The sequence below is a fragment of the Alphaproteobacteria bacterium genome (assembly GCA_040218575.1).
GTDB lineage: Bacteria > Pseudomonadota > Alphaproteobacteria > JAVJRE01 > JAVJRE01 > JAVJRE01.
The window spans coordinates 72040-90339 of the sequence record JAVJRE010000002.1; the positions used below are offsets into that span (position 1 = coordinate 72040).

Annotated in this window: 18 protein-coding genes and 1 pseudogene; 4 read left to right on the forward strand and 15 right to left on the reverse strand. The window is 63.1% G+C overall.

Annotated elements, in window-relative coordinates; translation table 11 throughout:
• Nucleotides 1-24 precede the first annotated feature (24 nt).
• The 7 genes from RIE31_01890 to RIE31_01920 form a co-directional block, all read right to left on the reverse strand.
• The gene (locus tag RIE31_01890) at nt 25-858 is read right to left on the reverse strand and encodes a methyltransferase domain-containing protein (protein MEQ8639353.1); all 834 of its coding nucleotides are present in this window, start codon (nt 856-858) and stop codon (nt 25-27) included.
• A 62-nt stretch (nt 859-920) separates the two neighbouring features.
• Nucleotides 921-1730: an acetoacetate decarboxylase family protein gene (locus tag RIE31_01895; GenBank protein ID MEQ8639354.1), complete on the reverse strand. Its 810-nt coding sequence runs from the start codon at nt 1728-1730 to the stop codon at nt 921-923.
• Between the two features lie 37 nt (nt 1731-1767).
• Nucleotides 1768-3321 (reverse strand): trimethylamine methyltransferase family protein, encoded by a 1554-nt coding sequence (locus RIE31_01900; protein ID MEQ8639355.1) that lies wholly within the window; start codon nt 3319-3321, stop codon nt 1768-1770.
• A 105-nt stretch (nt 3322-3426) separates the two neighbouring features.
• Nucleotides 3427-4332: a pirin family protein gene (locus tag RIE31_01905; protein ID MEQ8639356.1), complete on the reverse strand. Its 906-nt coding sequence runs from the start codon at nt 4330-4332 to the stop codon at nt 3427-3429.
• Between the two features lie 79 nt (nt 4333-4411).
• On the reverse strand, nt 4412-5356 hold the full coding sequence (locus RIE31_01910) for an aminoglycoside phosphotransferase family protein (protein MEQ8639357.1): 945 nt from the start codon (nt 5354-5356) through the stop codon (nt 4412-4414).
• Nucleotides 5340-5978: a glutathione S-transferase family protein gene (locus RIE31_01915; protein MEQ8639358.1), complete on the reverse strand. Its 639-nt coding sequence runs from the start codon at nt 5976-5978 to the stop codon at nt 5340-5342. Before RIE31_01915 ends, RIE31_01910 begins: the two co-directional genes overlap by 17 nt.
• A gap of 17 nt (nt 5979-5995) precedes the next feature.
• Nucleotides 5996-7204 carry an adenylate/guanylate cyclase domain-containing protein gene (locus tag RIE31_01920; protein ID MEQ8639359.1) on the reverse strand — a complete coding sequence of 403 codons (1209 nt, stop codon included), beginning with the start codon at nt 7202-7204 and terminating at the stop codon, nt 5996-5998.
• 119 nt (nt 7205-7323) lie between these two features.
• On the opposite strand from RIE31_01920, the gene RIE31_01925 reads away from it, so the two are divergent.
• Complete coding sequence (locus RIE31_01925; GenBank protein ID MEQ8639360.1) at nt 7324-7944, forward strand: isochorismatase family protein; 621 nt, start codon at nt 7324-7326, stop codon at nt 7942-7944.
• 90 nt (nt 7945-8034) lie between these two features.
• Here the strand turns inward: RIE31_01925 and RIE31_01930 are convergent, their stop codons facing one another.
• Nucleotides 8035-9108 (reverse strand): TauD/TfdA family dioxygenase, encoded by a 1074-nt coding sequence (locus RIE31_01930; protein MEQ8639361.1) that lies wholly within the window; start codon nt 9106-9108, stop codon nt 8035-8037.
• A gap of 476 nt (nt 9109-9584) precedes the next feature.
• Here RIE31_01930 and RIE31_01935 point away from each other — a divergent pair, with 476 nt between their 5' ends.
• On the forward strand, nt 9585-10448 hold the full coding sequence (locus RIE31_01935) for a hypothetical protein (protein MEQ8639362.1): 864 nt from the start codon (nt 9585-9587) through the stop codon (nt 10446-10448).
• 231 nt (nt 10449-10679) lie between these two features.
• The gene (locus tag RIE31_01940) at nt 10680-11087 is read left to right on the forward strand and encodes a GFA family protein (protein ID MEQ8639363.1); all 408 of its coding nucleotides are present in this window, start codon (nt 10680-10682) and stop codon (nt 11085-11087) included.
• A gap of 162 nt (nt 11088-11249) precedes the next feature.
• Here the strand turns inward: RIE31_01940 and RIE31_01945 are convergent.
• Nucleotides 11250-11944 (reverse strand): annotated as a pseudogene (locus RIE31_01945) (IS6 family transposase).
• A 108-nt stretch (nt 11945-12052) separates the two neighbouring features.
• Here RIE31_01945 and RIE31_01950 point away from each other — a divergent pair.
• Nucleotides 12053-12244 carry a hypothetical protein gene (locus tag RIE31_01950; protein MEQ8639364.1) on the forward strand — a complete coding sequence of 64 codons (192 nt, stop codon included), beginning with the start codon at nt 12053-12055 and terminating at the stop codon, nt 12242-12244.
• An 86-nt stretch (nt 12245-12330) separates the two neighbouring features.
• Here RIE31_01950 and RIE31_01955 read toward each other — a convergent pair whose 3' ends face one another.
• The 6 genes from RIE31_01955 to RIE31_01980 all read right to left on the reverse strand — a co-directional run bounded on the left by RIE31_01955 (nt 12331) and on the right by RIE31_01980 (nt 18149).
• Nucleotides 12331-14097 carry an adenylate/guanylate cyclase domain-containing protein gene (locus RIE31_01955; protein ID MEQ8639365.1) on the reverse strand — a complete coding sequence of 589 codons (1767 nt, stop codon included), beginning with the start codon at nt 14095-14097 and terminating at the stop codon, nt 12331-12333.
• Between the two features lie 243 nt (nt 14098-14340).
• Entirely contained in the window at nt 14341-15036 is a 696-nt protein-coding gene (locus tag RIE31_01960; GenBank protein MEQ8639366.1) for an IS6 family transposase, read from the reverse strand.
• A 284-nt stretch (nt 15037-15320) separates the two neighbouring features.
• Nucleotides 15321-16142 (reverse strand): IS5 family transposase, encoded by an 822-nt coding sequence (locus RIE31_01965; GenBank protein MEQ8639367.1) that lies wholly within the window; start codon nt 16140-16142, stop codon nt 15321-15323.
• A 212-nt stretch (nt 16143-16354) separates the two neighbouring features.
• Nucleotides 16355-17320, reverse strand: a complete 966-nt coding sequence (locus tag RIE31_01970) for a cation diffusion facilitator family transporter (protein MEQ8639368.1) — start codon at nt 17318-17320, stop codon at nt 16355-16357.
• A gap of 72 nt (nt 17321-17392) precedes the next feature.
• Nucleotides 17393-17719, reverse strand: a complete 327-nt coding sequence (locus RIE31_01975; protein ID MEQ8639369.1) for a YnfA family protein — start codon at nt 17717-17719, stop codon at nt 17393-17395.
• A gap of 1 nt (nt 17720) precedes the next feature.
• Nucleotides 17721-18149, reverse strand: a complete 429-nt coding sequence (locus RIE31_01980; protein ID MEQ8639370.1) for a helix-turn-helix domain-containing protein — start codon at nt 18147-18149, stop codon at nt 17721-17723.
• Between the last annotated feature and the right edge of the window lie 151 nt (nt 18150-18300).

Here is an 18300-nt window from a genome sequence, read left to right on the forward strand (position 1 = left end):
CGGCCAAGAGGGGACGGGCGTGGCCTAGCCCTTTATCGCCCGCAGGCAGCCCCAGCCAAGCCAGCCCTGGCGCGCGCCATCAATCCAGCGCTGATTGCGATCAACCGACCGGGCCAGCCGGTCGACGCCCATGAGCGCCTCCATCTCCGGCCGGTTGTCGAGCATGGCGCGGCGCGCCTTGTCATAGCTGAGGATCATGTGGGGCGTGAGGTCGAGCCAGTGTTCAACCCTGAGCCCCAGCCCTTCCACCTCATTGCGCCAGCGATCAAGCGACCACATGTCGGTACACCCGGATTCGTGCAGCAGCTCGGCCCGCCGGTCATCGGGCGTGGCGTCAGCCATGACAATGTCGCTGAGGACGAAGTGGCCGCCCGGCCGCAGCACCCGCGCCGCCTCGGCAAAGGCCAGCCGGCGGTCACCGGCAACCAGCAGCGCTTCCTGTGACCACCACAGATCAAAAGACCCATCTTCGAATGGCAGATCATGGAAGTCGGCCGGCTGCACCTCTATCAGGCCAGCCAGACCAGCGGCCGCCGCCCGTTCGCGGGTGGTGCGAAGATTGTCATCGGACAGGTCAGTCGCGACCACGTGGCAGCCATAGCGTTCCGCCAGGTGGAGCGCCGCGCCACCGAAACCGCAGCCCACTTCCAACACCCGGTGATCGGCAGTCAGCAGCAGACCGTCGGCCAGCCGCTCATTGGAACGCTCCATGGCCGCATCCAACGGCTCGTCCGCATGGTCGAACAGGCCCATATGCATGTTGGCGCCCCAGATGCGGCGATACATGGCATGGCCAGAGCCGGAATAGGCCTGCTTAATCCGGGCGCTGATATCGCGCCAGTCGCTACTGCCGGCCATGATCCCCTCCCTGGCTCCCCGGCAAATTGGATCATGCCGCACGGCCGAAGCGCAAGGACAAGTCAGGTCCAGCGGTGCAGCACCTTGCCGTTGGTGACAGTAAAGCCGTTCTCCAGATAGCAACCGCCCAGCACCTCGCGCACCTCCAGATCCGTATGCTCCTCCAGCGCACTGGGCAGCAGCCTGACCTCGGCCGAACCGGCCAGAGTGCGGCCCCATTTGAGATTGCTCGCCTCCAGTTGCAGCAATTCGCAGACCGATGGCGGTTGTCCCGCCTCCATGCTGGGGAAATAGCGCAGATTAATCTGCGGCCAGGTGAGCATGGCCGGCAATTCCTGCGGGGCGATCTCCCGCTCCAGATTGACGCGCCCTTCGATCAGCCGTTCGCCGTGGCTGGTGACATAACCGGCCATGGTGGTGCCAGGCGCGAGCTTCGGGAAACCGGGATTGAGCGGCTGGAAGGTGGTGCGATGGGTATCACCGATCTTCTTGTTGAAGCCCATGATGACGCCACGCAACAGGCTGAAGTCACGATTGACCCAGGTCTGCACACAGAAGCGGGCGTTCTGGCCCTGAAAGTTGCAGCCGATCCACAGCACCGTCTCGTCGTACCAGGTGCGCTCCGGGTTCTTCACCGGCATATCCGGATCATCCCACAGGCAGTACCAGCGGCCGAAATCAACAACCACCGTGGCGGCCGGCTCCGCCGCCTGCAGTGGCTCCGGCAGATAGGCGGCAACGGCAGCCGGATCGCTGCGCCAGGCGATGCACATGCGTTCGGTGGCGAAATGCCACGGCAGGCCGCCCACCAGCGGCGAGACGCCGCGCGGCGTGGGATAGGAGAAGCCCTTGAGGTCAGTGATTTTGGTCATGACGGTCTACTCTCTCGCTGCGGGTTTGGTCCACGGCCTAGAGATCACGTTCGGCGTCGGGATGGGCCCCGGCGTCAATACGCTCCTTGGCCTTGATGACAAAGGCGTCCAGTTCTTCCTTGCGGGCCGGATCAAGCGGCGGCGCCTCAAACTCCTTCAGCATCTGTTTCCAGATGGCGTTGGCCCGGTGGCGGGTATCAACGCTGCCGCCCTCCACCCAGCTCTCATAGTTGCGCCAGTCCGACAGCATCGGCGAATAGAACGCGGTCTCGTAGCGGTCGATGGTGTGCTGTGTACCGAAGAAATGCCCGCCCGGCCCGACTTCGGCGATGGCCTTCTCGGCCAGCGTCTCATCGTTAACCTGGATTGGCTGCATATAACCCATGATGGTTTGCAGCATCTCGGCATCGATGATCATTTTCTCGTAGGAACAGGTGAGCCCGCCATCGGTCCAGCCGGCCGCATGCCAGATCATGTTGGCGCCGCCCATTACCGCACCCCACAGCGAAAACAGGGTCTCATAGACCGACTGCTCGTCCGGCAGGACGGAACAGGTGGTGCCGGACGAACGGAAGGGAAAGCCGTAGCGCCGGGCGAGCTGGCCTGAGGCATGAGCCGCCAGCATATATTCCGGCGTGCCGAAGGCCGGGGCGCCGGAACGCATGTCCACATTGGTGGTAAAGGCGCCATAGACCGCCGGCGTACCGGGCCGGACGATCTGGGTCAGCGCAATGCCGGCCAGGGCCTCGGCATTCTGCTGGGCCAGAGAGCCGGCGAGCGTCACCGGGCTCATGGCCCCGGCCAGGGTGAACGGCGTGACGAAGATGGGCTGCGCCGCCTCGGCAAAGGCCATCAGGCCGGTCGCCATGGGCACGTCGAGACGCAGCGGTGAGTTGGTGTTGATGCCGCTGTAGATGACGGGCGCCGCGGCAATCGACTGCCGCGTCTCGCCAAAGGCGATACAGGCCATGTCGATGGCGTCATTAGCGCGGATCGAGCCCATGGCGCTGCCGAAATAGGCCTTGTCCGACAGAGTCATGACCGCGTTGAGAACGTCCAGGTAGCGGCTTTCCGCCGGCAGATCCACCGGCTCGAACGGTGCGCCGGCCAGATGGATGGCGTTGATGTGCTGACAGAGCTTTATGCCATCCAGCAACGCCTCGAAGGTGCCCGGCCGGCGCGGCGTATCCAGGGTGGAATAGAATGCCGGGCCGCCGACCGCGCCAAAGAAGAAGTTGTTGCCACCACCATGCAGATCTTTGCGGCCGGTGCGGCTGCGCAGAACGAAGTCGGACGGCACCGTGGAGACGAGCTGCTCCACAAGCGCCGGGTCGAAGCGTACGCGCATGGTGGAGTCGTCAACGGTGGCGCCGGCCTGGCGGAAACGGTCCCGCGCGCCGCCATGCATCACCTCCATTCCCGTATCGCGCAGAATACGCAAGGAGGAGCGATGGATGGCCTCCACCTGATCATCCGACAGGACGCGAATCGGCGGATAGGGATTGGCCGGCTGCTTCCAGGGCACCTGGCGGACGGGCGCCGGGCCAGAGGTGGACTGACGGCGATGGCGTAGTGACGTGGAACGGGCCATTGAATCTCCGGACAAGGACAGTGGCAGGCGGCGCACACATGCCCGCTTCGCCCGGCTATCGCAAGAGTGAATGGCGGGCCTGGCCGGAGCGTATAGCGACGCAGCTCAGGGACCGGGGCGGTCCGGCAGGGGAATGGACTCCGTTTCGCCGGGAACCGGCGGGAACCGGCCTTCACGCCAGTCGGTCTTCGCCTGCTCTATGCGCTCCCGGCGGGATGACACCAGGTTCCACCACACATGGCGCGGACCATCCAGAGGTGCCCCGCCGAGCACCACAAGGCGGCTGTCGGCGGTGGCGCGAACCGCCACCGGCTGACCGGGCGCCAGGATTGCCATGCTGCCGGCGGCCACCGCCTGGCCGGCCACCGCGGCGGCGCCGGCGGCCACATGAACGGCGCGTTCGGCATAGTCCGGCGGCACGGTCACAGAGGCACCCGCCGACACTTCCGCTTCAAACAGGAGCGTCGGGCTGAACACCGGCACGGGACCGGTATGGCCGAAGGCGCCGCCGGCGATCAGCCGGATGCGGTAGCCGGGCCCCTCCACATGGGGCAATTCGCCTGCCGCATGGTGCAGGAAGGCCGGCTGGGTTTCCTCGTCGGCCCGCGGCAGGGCAATCCATACCTGAACGCCGAAGAGAGGCGCGGCGGCCTGGCGCACGGCGTCCGGCGTCCGCTGGGAATGGACGATGCCACGGCCGGCCACCATCCAGTTGACCGCGCCAGGGCGGATCACCTGTTCGCTACCAAGGCTGTCCCGGTGCAGAATTTCTCCGTCAAACAGATAGGTCAGCGTCGCCAGGCCGATGTGCGGATGCGGTCGCACATCAACACCCGCGCCGGCGGGAAAGGTGCTGGGACCGATCTGATCGAAGAACACATAGGGGCCGACGGTGCGGCAGTCAGCGGAGGGAAAGACACGACGCACCTCAAAGCCGCCGAGGTCGCGGGACCGGGCACGGACAATGTGGCGAACGACGCCCGGCACGGGGTGCGATGACGGATCGGCCATGGCAGGAATCCTTGTGAGGTGGAGCACCTCGGACTTAGGCCCCGGACCCGCCCCGGACAAGTGACGCGCCACCGGCGCCCTAAATGGCGAAGAGCGCGTCCGCCAACTCGTCTAGCGTTGCCATGTGAGCCAACGGCAGCCGGGCGGCGACCGGCTCGAAGACATCGATGGTCAGATGCTGCACCATACCCACCGCCTGGCGGCACAGAGCCTGGCCCAGAGCGAGACGCGCAAAGTCATTCCCCGTTGGCCAGTCGCTGGCCAGCAGGAATGCCCGCAGCAGTTCCTTGTCACAGCCAAACAGATCGCGGTGAATCTGAATGAGTTCATAGTGCCGGTCGGCGACCATGGCATCGCCCCAGTCGATGACACCGCTGAGGCAACCGTCGGCGACAAACACATGATTGGCCACCAGATCGCCATGGACAAAGACCGGGTCCGGTGGCCCCAGTCGCGCCACACAGTCGGCGGCCTGTGCCGCCAGATGGGGCGGCAGAGAACTTCCGGCCGCCGCCTGCGCCACATTGACTGCGGGCCAGTCGCCATGGCTGGCGAGGCCGGTCGGTGCAATGGAATGGAGCCGCTTCACCTGCCGGCCGAGATCGCGCGCCAGAGATAGCCGTTGCGCCGGCGACAGGCCGGCGCGCCACGATGCCATGCCGGGGACCCGGCCGGTGATCAGATAGGGCCACGGCGCGGCGGCCCCGTCAGACAGCACCCCCTCAGCCAGGCGTCGCGGCGCGCCTATGGCGGGGTCAGTCGCGACACAGGCCAGCGCGGCCTGTTCGGCCCCATGGGCCAGACGCCATGCCGGCAGATAGCCGAACAGCTTGACCACCACATCGCCGTGCAGAAAGGTCGGCCAGGTGGCATTGAATCCAGCGGTCATTTCATGTGACGGATCAAACAAGCCATGACGACGCAGAATGGCCGCGACACAGTCCTGCCAGACCTCGACACTGTTGCGACGGGCGGCATAGTCCATCAGCGATGTGAAGGCGGGCGGATCAGCCGGCTGGGGCATTGTCCCTGAACGGCTGCATCTGCGCCTGCAGGGCGCGGCCGAAGGCAGGCCGCGCCTCGCAGCGCTGATGATAGGCGTCGAGGTTTGGGAGCTGCTTGAGCAGGCCCGAAGCGGCCGCGTCACGCAGAACCGTGGACATCACCAGATCGCCGGCGGAGAAGCGGTCCTCAAGATAGTCCCTGTCACCCAACCATGTGGAAACGGCGTCCAGACGGTCCTTCAGCCGTGACTTCATCTGCGCCCGGCGCTCCTCATTGTCGCCTTCCGGCAGGAAATTGTAGTTCTGCACGTGGGGCTCCAGCGAGGTGGTGGCGGCGAAAACCCAACTGGCGACCCTGGCCCGGCCCGTCGCGTTCTTTGGCGCCAGGGCCTCAGAGGCCGCCGCGATGTGCAGCACGATGGCGCCGGACTCAAACATTTCCACATCGTCGTCGCGATAGGCCGGGACCTGGCCGAAGGGCTGCCACGCGCGATAGGCCGCGGACTTCTGGATAGCCGGATCGATCAGCGTCACGTCATAGGGCACACCGGCCTCTTCCAGGGCCCAGCGCACGCGGAGGTCCTTCACATGGCCCTGGGCGAATTCAGGTACCCAGCGGAACGCGGACAGCATGACCGGCATTGGCTATTCCTCAGCAATCAGGTTTCAAGGGAGGGAGCATAGACCGCCACATCCTCGCCAAAACCCCTGACCGGCACGGCGCCAAGGGCGCGTGTCGGGCGTGGGCAGGCGGCGGCGAAGTCGGCCGACAGGACAATATCCTGCGCCAGATCCCGGGCAACGGATTCGAGCCGCGCCGCAAGATTGACCACCGGGCCGATAACCGTGAAGTCTAGCCGGCTGCCGGCGCCGATATTGCCGAACAGCACGTCGCCATAGTGCAGGGCCAGGCCATAGCGCAGATCGAAATCCAGTTCGGCCCTGACCGCCGGGCGCGCCGCATCCAGTGCGGCCCGAATCGCCAGCGCCGCGTCATGGGCGCCGGCCAGGGCTTCTGCCTCCGCGCTTGCCCCGGTCAGAGGTCCGGCCTGGGGCCCGGTCATGGGAAAGATGGCGATCAGCCCGTCGCCCATGAACTTGAGCACCTCGCCGCCATGAGCCTCTATGGCCGGCACCAGGCAATCGAAGAAGCGGTTGAGAAGAGCCAGGACCCGCGCGCCGTCATGGACGTTGGCATAGGCGGAGAAGCCGCGCAGGTCGGCGGCGATCACCGCGGCGCGGATGGTCTCGCTGTGGCCCAGATGAATGCCGCCACCGAGAATGCGCTCTGCGGCATTGCGCCCGACATAGGTAGTGAGGAAATTGGCGGCGGTGCGACGATAGGCATAGGCCTCGGCGACGCGGGCCAGTGGCGCGCACAGGCCCTCGAGCCCGGCAATGTCCGCGTGACTGAAGCCACCGGGTGCGCGGGTCGTGGCGCTGAAGGCGTGGACCTGACCGCCGGAGAAAAGCAGAGGCTGGATGTAGTAGTCGGTGACGCCATCGCGGGCCATCTCTTCCAGGATGAGGAAATCGCGCGGACAGTCGCCGTCGCACAGACGGCGGCGAATGGGTGAACGGGTTTCCAGAACGCGCGGGATGGGGTTGCGACGGTACTCCTCCGACTGGACGATACCGGACGGCGCCTCCAGCACCTCCACCGGCTGACCAGGCCGCCACAGAAAGGCCCGCCCGAACAAGGTCGGATGCAGAGTGGTGACGAACACCGCCATGCGGTGCAACGGGAAGCCACCGCCATGCAAGCCATCGGCCAGCCGCTGCAGAACATCCTGGGGATGGTCCACACCCGGCGCGCCCTGCATCAGCCAGGCCACACTGTCCTGAACGGCCCGCGCGGACGCAGTCATGACGGGCATCGGTCAGCGGGAAGAAAGTCAGGCGGCATGGGACAAGACTAGCGCCAGGCCGAGGACAAAGACAGGATGGGCCCGGACCGCCGAGACCGCCGCAGGGAGCCGCAGGCACAATGATTCCACAGTTTGACGAGTCGACCGCCCTGTTGCTGATCGACGTACAGAAGGGGGTTGACGACACCGCCTATTATGGCGGGCCAACCGGACGCATGAACAACCCTGCTGCAAAGGATCACCTGCGGCAGGTGCTGAATGCGTGGCGGACCAAAGGGCGGCGCGTAGCCTTTACCCGTCATGACTCGGTAGAAAAAAACTCGCCCTTGAAGCTGGCCCTTGCCACCGGCGCGCAACTGGACGGCATGGACATCCGTGACGGCGATATCGCCGTCACCAAGAGCGCCAACAGCGGCTTCATTGGTAGCGCGCTTGAACTGAGCCTGCGCCGGGCGCGCATCCAGCGTCTGGTCATCGCCGGCTTCTTCACCAATTTCTGTGTGGAAACGACGGTCCGCACGGCGGGAAACATGGGCTTCGACACCTATCTGGTGCATGACGCCTGCGCCACCATGAACCGGATCGGCCTGGACGGCACCGACTATGACCCGCAGCTCGTCCACGACATGTCCGTCGCCAACCTGCACGGCGAGTTCTGCACCGCCATCGATACAGAGGACGCCATTGCCCTGCTGTCAGCCGACGCGGCGCATCTGCAACGTGTGCAGGGTAATGAATGAGCGAGAGGCCGGTGGATCGGCGCGGGCGGTCCAGGGCGAAGCACGACTGACCCCTGCCCAGCCCCGGCGCTGCGGCGACGGACCCCTGCCCTAGCCCTCCAACGGGGCGTGCAGTGTTGTCGTCCGGGCGGTAATGATGCCGCCGCGATTGCCGATCTCAATGGACCCATAGCGCTGCCTGAAACAGTCGGGCAACGGGCGGTCCCCGGCGACGGAGAGCCAAAGACGAAGCAGGTGACGCCTGTTCTCCGGCTCCGGCCAGTCCACAAAGCCGGTCCGGTCGTGCAGTTGTCCGTGATTGTACACGAACTGCATGTCACCGGGTTGCAGGTCCATGGCGAAATGGAGATCTTCATGATTGGCCAGCGCATCGAACATATCCAGCGCCGCTATGTGTTTTTCAGTCAGCCGCGTGGCGTCCGCAAAGCGTTGTGCGCTCTCGATGTATTGGCGCTGGTAGAAGACGGTCAGATGTCCTGCGTGCCAGTTGAGAACCGGAATGGTCATGAATGGCGCCGCCCCCTCCGGCACTTCGCCGCGGCGGTCGGTGGCGATGGGCTCGAACAAAAGGGCAAGCAGATCCGGGCGTTCCGTACGCATTCGGTTGTAGATCGACTGCACACTCACCAGCAAAGAGCGGCCGCCTTCGCGGGCGGCTTGCAGACACAGGAGCGCGACCACATCGGCGCTGTCGGTGTGGAAAGTCTGACGCTCTGAGGTCTGGTAGATGCGTGTATTGGCGTCTGTCCCCTTGGCGCCAATGTCGCGCACGTGCCCGAGAATATGCCCGGCGGCATTCTGTGACCGGGCGCGGCCCAGATGGGCGCCGATGCCACAAAAGATCGTCGCCGTGGTGCGCAGGTCGTAGCGCCCAATCGGCAGGCCGCGAAATACCCTTACGCCCACCCCATGCAGCAAATCCTGCTTTAGCTGCGCCAGCTTGTTTGCAAAGCGCGGCAGAGGAAAATCATCGCGCGTTATAGTGCCGATATCACGGTCCCGCGACAGAAATTGCGACGCCGCGCCTTCAAGCTCACGAACCATGTCGGGGGACAGGATGGCCAGCCAGCGGTCCGGCTGGCGCGCCATGTCCGGCCCCAGCCAGGCGGAAGGTCCGCTGAACGTCTCGGGCATCATGTCCAGCACGGAGAGCGGGTGAGACATGGCTCTGGCAGCCTGATATGACGCTGTTCCGGGACGAAGAGGACAGCGGCGCCGTTGCGCCGCACCCGTGGGATTTCCTGTCGGCAATCTAGTCCGCCGACCGGCGGCCGCGCAACCAGATGCGGGCGGCGCGACGGCGTCCGGGCGCGGGGACCACAGTCGTCTTCTCCGCACAGCGACAGCGCCCCTGCACCGCCCCTGCAGCGCCCCTCAGCGCCCGGGTGTGCAAAAAGAACCGCCCGATCAGGCAGCGTTTGCAGGTTGAAGCCTGTCAGTCCGAAACAGGCCTCGCCTCCGTTTGCCGGAGCCAGCTCCGGACCGGAGCCGGAGCCGAATCCGGCGGTGCCGCCGGGCCTTGCGGTCCGCCGCGGGAGCGGCTCTGCCGGCCGACCGGTCAACGCTGGCTCTTGCGTCCGCTACGCCGCTATATCACTCTTCGGCCAAGTCACTGCGCTTTGCTTTTGGGGGGAGAGGCTATGCCGAGTACGAGCGCCGAAATGGCGATGTCGCTTGTCGATACCGACCGCTATCCGATCCACGATCTGGATTCGCCGGCAGGCCGCGCACTGGTCGAGCGCTGCCAGCGGGACCTTCGGGAACGCGCGCTCTGCGCCCTGCCGGGATATCTGCGGCCGGAGGGACTCCGGAAACTGGTAGACGAAGCCAATGGGCTGATGCCCAACGCGGTGTTCACCGACAATATGCGCAAGGTCAATTTCCAGGTGGAGACGGACGAAGTTCTGCCGGCCGATCATCCGCGCAATGTCACCTATGCCAATCGCTATGCCCGACTCGTCAACTATCTGTTTCCCAACCAGGGCTATAGCCGCGCGCTGTTCCTGTGGTCCCGTCAGATTGACTTCGTACGCCAGGTCTATGGCGCGGAGACCATGTTTCCCACACAGTGTCCACACCTCGGCCTGACCATGAAGGTGGAAGGCGAAGGCGACACGGACGGCTGGCACTATGACGGCAATGACGGGGTGATCACCCTGTTGCTGCAAAAGCCGGACGAAGGCGGCTATTTCGAGTACGCGCCCTATATCCGTACGCTGGAGGACGAACGCTTCGACGAGGTCGCCAAGGTGCTGCGTGACCCCGTGACCTATGCCCAGCGCCCGGAGGCGGAGCCGGGGACTTTTGTCTTCTTCAATGGCAACCTGTCACTGCACCGCGTTGCCCCGGTCGGACGGACGACGAAACCGCGAATGGTGCTTATCTTCAGCTATGACCGCACACCGAATTACGTGTTCGGTGATCGCGTGGCCGAGCGGTTCGCCGCCATGCCCAAGGTCAAGGACGTTGCCGCGTTGCGGACCCGCTACCTGAGCCAGGCCTAGGCCGGTTCTGCAGATCGGTATCGCCGGGTGGCGGAGGGAAAGAGCCAGAATGCCAACGGTCTCCGGAGCTTCACGCTCCGGCGGCCGGTGGCGATGGCTCGGCGGGAAACATAAAGCGAAGCACTCTTACCCTGAGCAGACCAAATCCAACGGGCGGTCGGGCCTCGCTCACCTTGTGTCGACCCTACGCCCAAGTTACGCTAGCGATGAACCTCTTCGATGAGCCGGGCTATGCCGATCACCGGTGGTTGCCATTGTGGCGCAATCCGATATGCGGTCGAGGGCGAAGCCATCGTCCACGCCCTCTGCCATTGCACGGACTGCCGTCGGCACGCCGGGGCTCCGATGGTCGGTTGGACAATGTATCCAACCGATTCGGTCAAGGTCACGAAGGGCACGGCGAAGGTCTACCGATCCTCGAAGGATGGACGGCGACATTTCTGCGGCGATTGCGGCACCGGTCTGTTCTACGTCAATTCCGTCATATTGCCCGGAATGATCGATGTCCAAAGCGCAACATACGACGATCCAGACGTGGTACCGGCCCGGGCTCACATCCAGGTGGCCGAGCGCATTCGCTGGATGGAACACGCCCACGAACTGCCGATGTTCGACCGGTATCCGCCGCCGGACAAGTAGGCGACGAGTCCCGCATCGGCGCATGTATTCGCGCCTGTATGGACCCCGCAGCCCCGCTGTCGCGTGTGCTGGCAGTAAAGCACGTGATTAACGCGCGAAACAGGATGGCGGTGCTGTCAGTCTAATGCGAACCGGTCTCCGAAGTGCCCACCGTCGGCGGCATCAAGCCGCCAGCTGACGCCATTCCGCCAGGACGGCTGAACGGGTCTTTTTGAAAGTTTCACCGCTGTTGAGATGACGGTCGGGCTTGAATTGATTGAAGATCGAAGCGTGGGCGAAAGCAAACTTCTGCAAGGTCTTGATGTCCCGGAACCGGGACATGGCCCTCTCCCGTCTTCGGAACGGCTGGTGCGAGTTTTCGACTCTGATGTTGAACCAACGGACGCAGACTTGGATGCGTAAATTCCTGATCACATTCATCGCCGCCCGGTACGACCGAAGCCGGTCCGTCACGATCGCATGTGGCCGGTCATAGCGCTTCAAAGCACGCTCCAGAAACTGCAGCGCAGATCTGCAATCCCGCTGTCTTGTCGCGAAAACCTCGAGCACCTCGCCTTCGTGGTCGACCGTGTGCCAGCGATAATGATCTATGCCGTTTATCCGGACAAATACTTCATCAAGGTGCCAGCGCTAGGTTGAATGGTTCCGGTGCTGGATGGCTGTTTCCGGATCTCCACCGCGAACATCGGGCCGAACCTGCTCCACCAGAACCGCACTGTCTCATGACAAATATCAATGCCACGCTCATGCAGGAAATCCTTTACCCGCCCCAATGACAGAGGATAGCGGATGTACAGCATCACCGTCGGGCGGAGAACCTCAGGCGACAAGCCGAAATCGCGGAAGGGGTTTCTCATCCGCCAAGGCTACGCGACGACCCTGTCAGGCTTAAGCCGATTTAGTCTGACAACGCCCTTGCGAATGAAAGGATTAGTCGGTGCTGGTACATCGGAATAGGCAACTGTATGGATCAACACGATACCGTTTTCACTTGGCAGAGCGCGAATGTGGTCGAGGAATTTGCCATAATTTTTCTCGCCAATGTGTTCGAACATGCCAACCGAAACGATCCGGTCGAACTTGCCTTTCAACACGCGGCATTCACGCAGCTAGAAACGCAAGCGCGAACCGGCCGAGGGGTCCGCCGCCCGCTGTAGTGGCCGAGCTAACCCTCGAAAAACTTGAACGCCACCTATTCGTGGCCACCGACATCCTTCGCGGCCTCATTTCGGTGTTGGCAATGCTAATCGGGCAAGCCGACGGAGCGCAGATCCGTGATAATGCGGTCGTACCCGATAGCGTCAGCAAAGAGAAATCGCTCTCGTAGCGTCGCAACTCGGATTTCCGGGGCCACCTTGAGCAATCCACGCATCGTCGCTCTCGCTTCTATGTCACTTCCCAGACGGACCAGAGAGAGGATCAGAACGACAAGTGCAGGGCCAAAGTTAGGGTTCGCTTCTAGCGCCTGACGCGCCTGCGTGCGGGCCGCTTCATTGTCGCCAGCCGACAATCGCGCTGCGGCAGCGGCGCCCTTCGCGATGTAGCGTAATGGATCAAACGGGCTGAGTCGCAAGGATTGGCTGGCGTGACCTTCGCTGCCTTCTAGGTTGCCATGCATCATTTCGAGGACCGCTCCAACGTTGCGGGCGACAACGCAACTCGGATTCTGCATCAGAGACCGATTCACCATTAGCAACGCGGCGTCATGTCTACCGTCGAGCGCGCCGATCGCGAATGCGGCAAACGCTAGCGCAGCTGCGTCGTCGGTCCTGGCAGATGCGACCGCTTCGGCGTGGCGGAGAGCCCCTTCCTTATCTTCGGGGGCCCGGGCTCCCCAAAGGTATCGTTGTTGCAAGCACCAAGCGGCGAGTCCATGTGCTTCAGCGTACCCGGGATCAAGTACTACCGCAGCGTCGAGAAACGCCAGAGCTTCCGTTCGCCCGGTTTGAGAGAAGGTGTAAGCCTGATCAAGCGCGCGCAGATAAAGGTCGTACGCGTCGAGGTTGTCCGTGCGCTTCCGCTTCGCTCGCTCTATCTCCGCCTGTTGTACCGAGGGCTCAATCGCCGCGACAACGCCGGCTGTAATCTGATCCTGAAGATCAAATATGTCGGCAAGTGTACCGTCGAAGCGGTCCGCCCAGAGATGTCCGCCGGTTTCGGCCTCGATGAGCTGGGCAGTGATCCGAACGCGATCGCCGGCCTTGCGCACACTGCCTTCGAGCACATAACGCACGTTCAGATCCCGCCCCACCTTGCGAACGTCGGGGAAAGTTCCCTTGTAAGCGAACGTCGAATTGCGCGCGATCACTGTCAACCAGCGGATGCGCGCGAGGCTGGTGATGATCTCCTCGACCATGCCGTCGGCGAAATAGTCCTGCTTCGGATCGCCCGACATATTGGAGAACGACAGGACAGCGATTCCGGGCCGCATGGCCCGCTTCGTTCCGTTAAGCGCATTGGTGTCTGGTAAATCGGCCGGAGCGTCAAGCCGCACCCTGTAGGTGCGGACAGGCCTATCGATATTTTTGACCTGTTGTTCGCCGAGATCCTCGAACTCGGCATCGAGCTTGTTGCGGACATGTTCGAACACGGTTCCGGAGATGCAGATGCCGTCGGGATCCGCCAGTGCCTCAAGGCGAGCGGCGATGTTCACGCCGTCCCCGAATATGTCGTCGCCGTCGATAATGACGTCTCCGAGGTTGATGCCAAGACGCAACCGCATTCGCCGGTCCTCCGACACGCCTGCGTTCCGCTCCGCCATGGCCCGCTGGACGTCTACGGCGTACGAAACGGCGTCAACGGCGCTGCTGAACTCGATCAGCGTACCGTCACCCGTCGTCTTGACGATGCGGCCGCCATACTCAGCGATCTTTGGGTGCAGGAAATTGGTACGCAGGGCTTTGAGGCGCGCCAGCGTCCCCGTCTCGTCACGCCCCATCATCGCCGAGTAGCCGACAACATCGGCAGAGATGATCGCGGCAAGGCGACGCTGAACACGTTCTTCGACCATGGAAACTGTCGCATCCGGGATACTCGTTAGAGTGAGACCCTATGCTTCAACGGAGCAGCTGTCTATCGACACCGAGTGTCCGCATTGGTCAGGCCTAAAGTTGGCATCGAACTCAAAATCGGCAGAGTTTGGCTAAGAATCGACCTGAATGACCATTCGAATTTACTTCCGAGTTCGAGGCTAAAGCGGAGGTGCTGCTAGTCTAATGCGAACCGGTCTGCGAATTGCCCACCGCCGGCGGCATCAGGCCGCCAGCAGGCGCCATTCCGCCACCGCTAGGTTGCGGTTCTTCCTGAAGGTACTACGGCGGATCTGATGACGGTCCAGGTTGAAGTGATTGTGGATAGAGGCGTGGGCCGATGCGAACTTCTGCAAGGTCTTGATGTCCCTGAACCGGGACATGGCCCCTTCCCGTCTTCGGAATGGCTGGTGTGAATTTTCAGCTCTGTTGTTGAGCCAACGGCCGCAGATCTGGTCGGCGGCGTTGCCGATCACGCTCATCGCCGCCCGGTACGACCGAAGCCGGTCCGTCACGATCGCATGTGGCCGGCCATAGCGCTTCATCGCACGCTTCAGAAACCGCAGCGCAGCCTTGCGATCCCGCCGTTTCGTCGCGAAAACCTCAAGCACCTCTCCTTCTTGATCAACCGCGCGCCAGAGGTAATGCGTCTTGCCGTTAATCCGCACGAATACTTCGTCCAGGTGCCAGCGCCACTGCGAATAATTCCGGTGCTGGATAGGCCGTTTCCGGATCTCCGCGGCAAACATCGGACCGAACCGGTTCCACCAGAACCGCACTGTCTCATGGCAGATATCGATGCCACGCTCATGCAGGATATCCTCAACCTGTCGCAGTGACAGCGGATAGCGGACGTACATCAGCACCGCCAGGCGGATAACCTCAGGAGAACTGTTGAAATACCGGAAGGGATTTTTCATCTCGAAAGGCTAGGAGACCCCACCTGCCCGCTCAAGGCTGTTTAGTCTGACAATGCCCGTCGCGCCGACCGGCAGAGACCCGCTTCACAGGCTCGCCTGATCGCGCTCCCCCAGCACAACCGCAGACGACATCGGAAGAGGATTGGGTCGAAATAGCCGCCCTGTTCCGGGCGATTGCCGCCCAACGCCCTGTTCGGAGACAGGTGTTGGGGGTGCATGGCGGAGGGAGAGGGACTACGGTCCAACGTTCTCTGAGTGTCTGACTCGGAATGTTTTGCGGGATTTCAGGTTCTTGCGATCCGCCTGACGAGGAGTTGGACGCTGGCGAGATAGAGCCATGCTTCGGCGGTTGTGACGGCGTTCTCGAAGTCCTTTGCCAGTCGGCGGTTGCGGTTGAGCCAGGCGAGCGTGCGCTCGACGACCCATCGACGGGGCAGAACCTCGAAGCCGTTTGCGGTGTCGCTGCGCCTGACGATCTCGAGTGTCCATCGCCCGAGGCGATCGAGTGTGCCGGCCAGCTTGGCGCCGCCATAGGCAGCATCGGCAAAGACATGACGCAACCAAGGGAAGGCGGTTCGGACGCCGGCGAGCAGGTTGGGTGCGCCGTCGCGGTCCTGGACGCCGGCGCTGTGGATGACGCCGGCGACCAGCAGCCCGCCAGTGTCGGTGAGGATGTGGCGCTTGCGTCCCTTCACCTTCTTGCCGGCATCGAAGCCCCGAAGACCACCACTCTCGGTAGTCTTGACCGACTGGCTGTCGATGACGCCGGTGCTCGGGCTGGCGTCGCGGCCGTCGGCCTGTCGTGCGGCCATGACCAGAAGATGGTTGATCGTCTGCCAAGTGCCATCGTCGCGCCAGGCGTAGAAGTAGCGCTGCACCGTCGAGCGCGGCGGGAACTCCCGCGGGATGAGCCGCCACGCACAGCCAGCCCGCAGCATGTAAAAGATCGCATTGACCACCTCGCGCAGCTCGGTCTCGCGCGGCCGTCCCAGCGCGCGCGGCTCCGGCAGATGCGGCGCGATCAGCGCCCACTCCGCATCGGTCACGTCGGTTGCGTAGCGCAGGTCGCTGCGCTCATACTTCGGCCGAGGGATTTCGGTCCACATCTTGCGGCTCCATCGGTTGTTGCCCACAACACCGGAATCACAACGGACTGAAATCACTCAATTCTTTTCGGGCCGGACACTGAGAATGCACCTGTGTCCTGTGTCGTTGATCTCATAGAAGCGGTAGCAGCGCCAACTGAGCCAAAGCGCCCGAGAGGCCCCCCTCTAAGCGGGTTGTCTGGTTGCCGTCTCACACAATCTCCACACCGATGTCATCGGGTCTCAGTGTCCCGATGAACACGCTCTCTCTCCTTTCCGGCGCAACTGCCATGACCGTAGAGTTCGGCACTTTCATGTGCGTGATCGGTGTGCTCGAACTCAAGGCTGGAATGGCCGATGCCGAATTCGTTCTTCAGCCGCTCCTTGATCGCGACCTTGATCTCCTCGAGCCGGGTCCAGCCGTCCGCCGTGACGACCACATGGCAGTCGAGCGCTGCCTCGTGCTCCTGCATCTGCCAGAGATGCACGTGATGAACGTCCCAGACGCCGTCGATGTTCCGCATCGCGTTGATGACGGCGTCGCTGTTGATGTCGGCCGGGCTACCTAGCATCAGCGTCCTGATCGGACCGCCAATCTCGGTGAAGGCAAGGTAGAGAATGTAGAGCGCGATCCCGATCGTTATAGCCGGATCGACCCAGCGCATATCGTAGAGGATAATGAGCGCACCGCCGACGATTACAGCAACCGAAGCGAGCGCGTCGGACAGATTGTGAAGAAAGAGCGCGCGAATGTTCACGCTGCCTTTCTGCATCGAATACGTCAGCAATGCCGTCAGCGTGTCCACAAGGAGCGCCACGCCGCCCAGTATGACGACCGTCCAGCCGGCGACCTCGGGCGGGTCGATCATCCGCATACCGCCCTCGTAGATCAGGTAGAAGCCGATAAGGATCAGCGTGGTGTAATTAATCAGGGCGGCCACGATCTCGGTCCGGCCGTAGCCGAAGGTCATTCTTTCGTCCGCCGGCCGCCGCGAAATCTTCCGTGCCGCGAAAGCGATCACGAGGGACGCCATGTCGGACAAGTTGTGCAGCGCATCCGCGATCAGCGCGAGGCTGCCGGACAGGATTCCGCCGATGATCTGGGCGACAGTCAACAGAGCGTTGGCCCAGATAGCAATCGACACGCGTCGGTCGCCTGATTGCGGGTCTATATGGGCGTGGCTATGGTCATGAGGCATGAGATAGTCTCCGACGCTTCTGTTACGCACCCGCGTAATTGCTACAGCGATAATAGGTTCAAGCCCCTTGCCTCAGCCGCTCCGCGGAGCGGCTAGAATAATTGCCGCACCAAGGAGGCAGACAGCTATGCCGATCAGGTCCCACCTGTCCGGCCTTTGCCCTTCGGCCAGCCACATCCATAGAACCGAAGCAGCAATATACACGCCGCCATATGCGGCGAATGCGCGTCCCGCTACGATTGTCTCTACTTGGGCGAGGAACCACCCGAAGGCCGCGAGCGAGACGAGCCCGGGGGCGAGCCACAGGGCCGATGCTCCGAGGCGCCACCAGGCCCAGATGGCGAAGCATCCTGCGATCTCGGCCAGAGCGGCCAGTGGATAGGCAAGTGCGGCCGGCACCTCAGGCGCCGATCTCGCTATGGTCGGTCAGGCACTCGGAATGGTCGCGCAGCACCTCCAGCACGCGGCAGTCTGCCGTTCGGCCGCCAGCGCAGTCATGCACCATACGTTTCAGTTCGGCGCGCAGTGCTTCCAATCGGGCAAGCCGTTGCTCGACCTGCTTCAACTGCCGCCGGGCGATGGCGTCGGCCTCATGGCATGGCCGGTTCGGATGGTCCGACAGATCGAGAAGCTCGCGGATCGCCGCCAGCGTGAACCCCAACTGCCGAGCATGCCGGATGAAGGACAGCCGGTCGAGATCGGCATCGCCATAGCGGCGCTGTCCGCCTTCGGTGCGGCCCGGGTCCGGCATCAATCCGATCTGTTCATAGTACCGGACGGTCTGAACCTTGGTTCCGGTCTTCTGCGCTAGCGTGCCGATCGTCAGCATGGATCCTCCTGAAACATACAGCTTTTGTAGGTTTTTAGGAGCCGGAGGGCAAGACTGCGACATCGTGCACAGGTCAGGGCCGCTGAACCCGAACGGCGGAAAATTGGCTTGAACCTCCAGTAGCTATAGGATGTAAGCACGCCAGTAAACA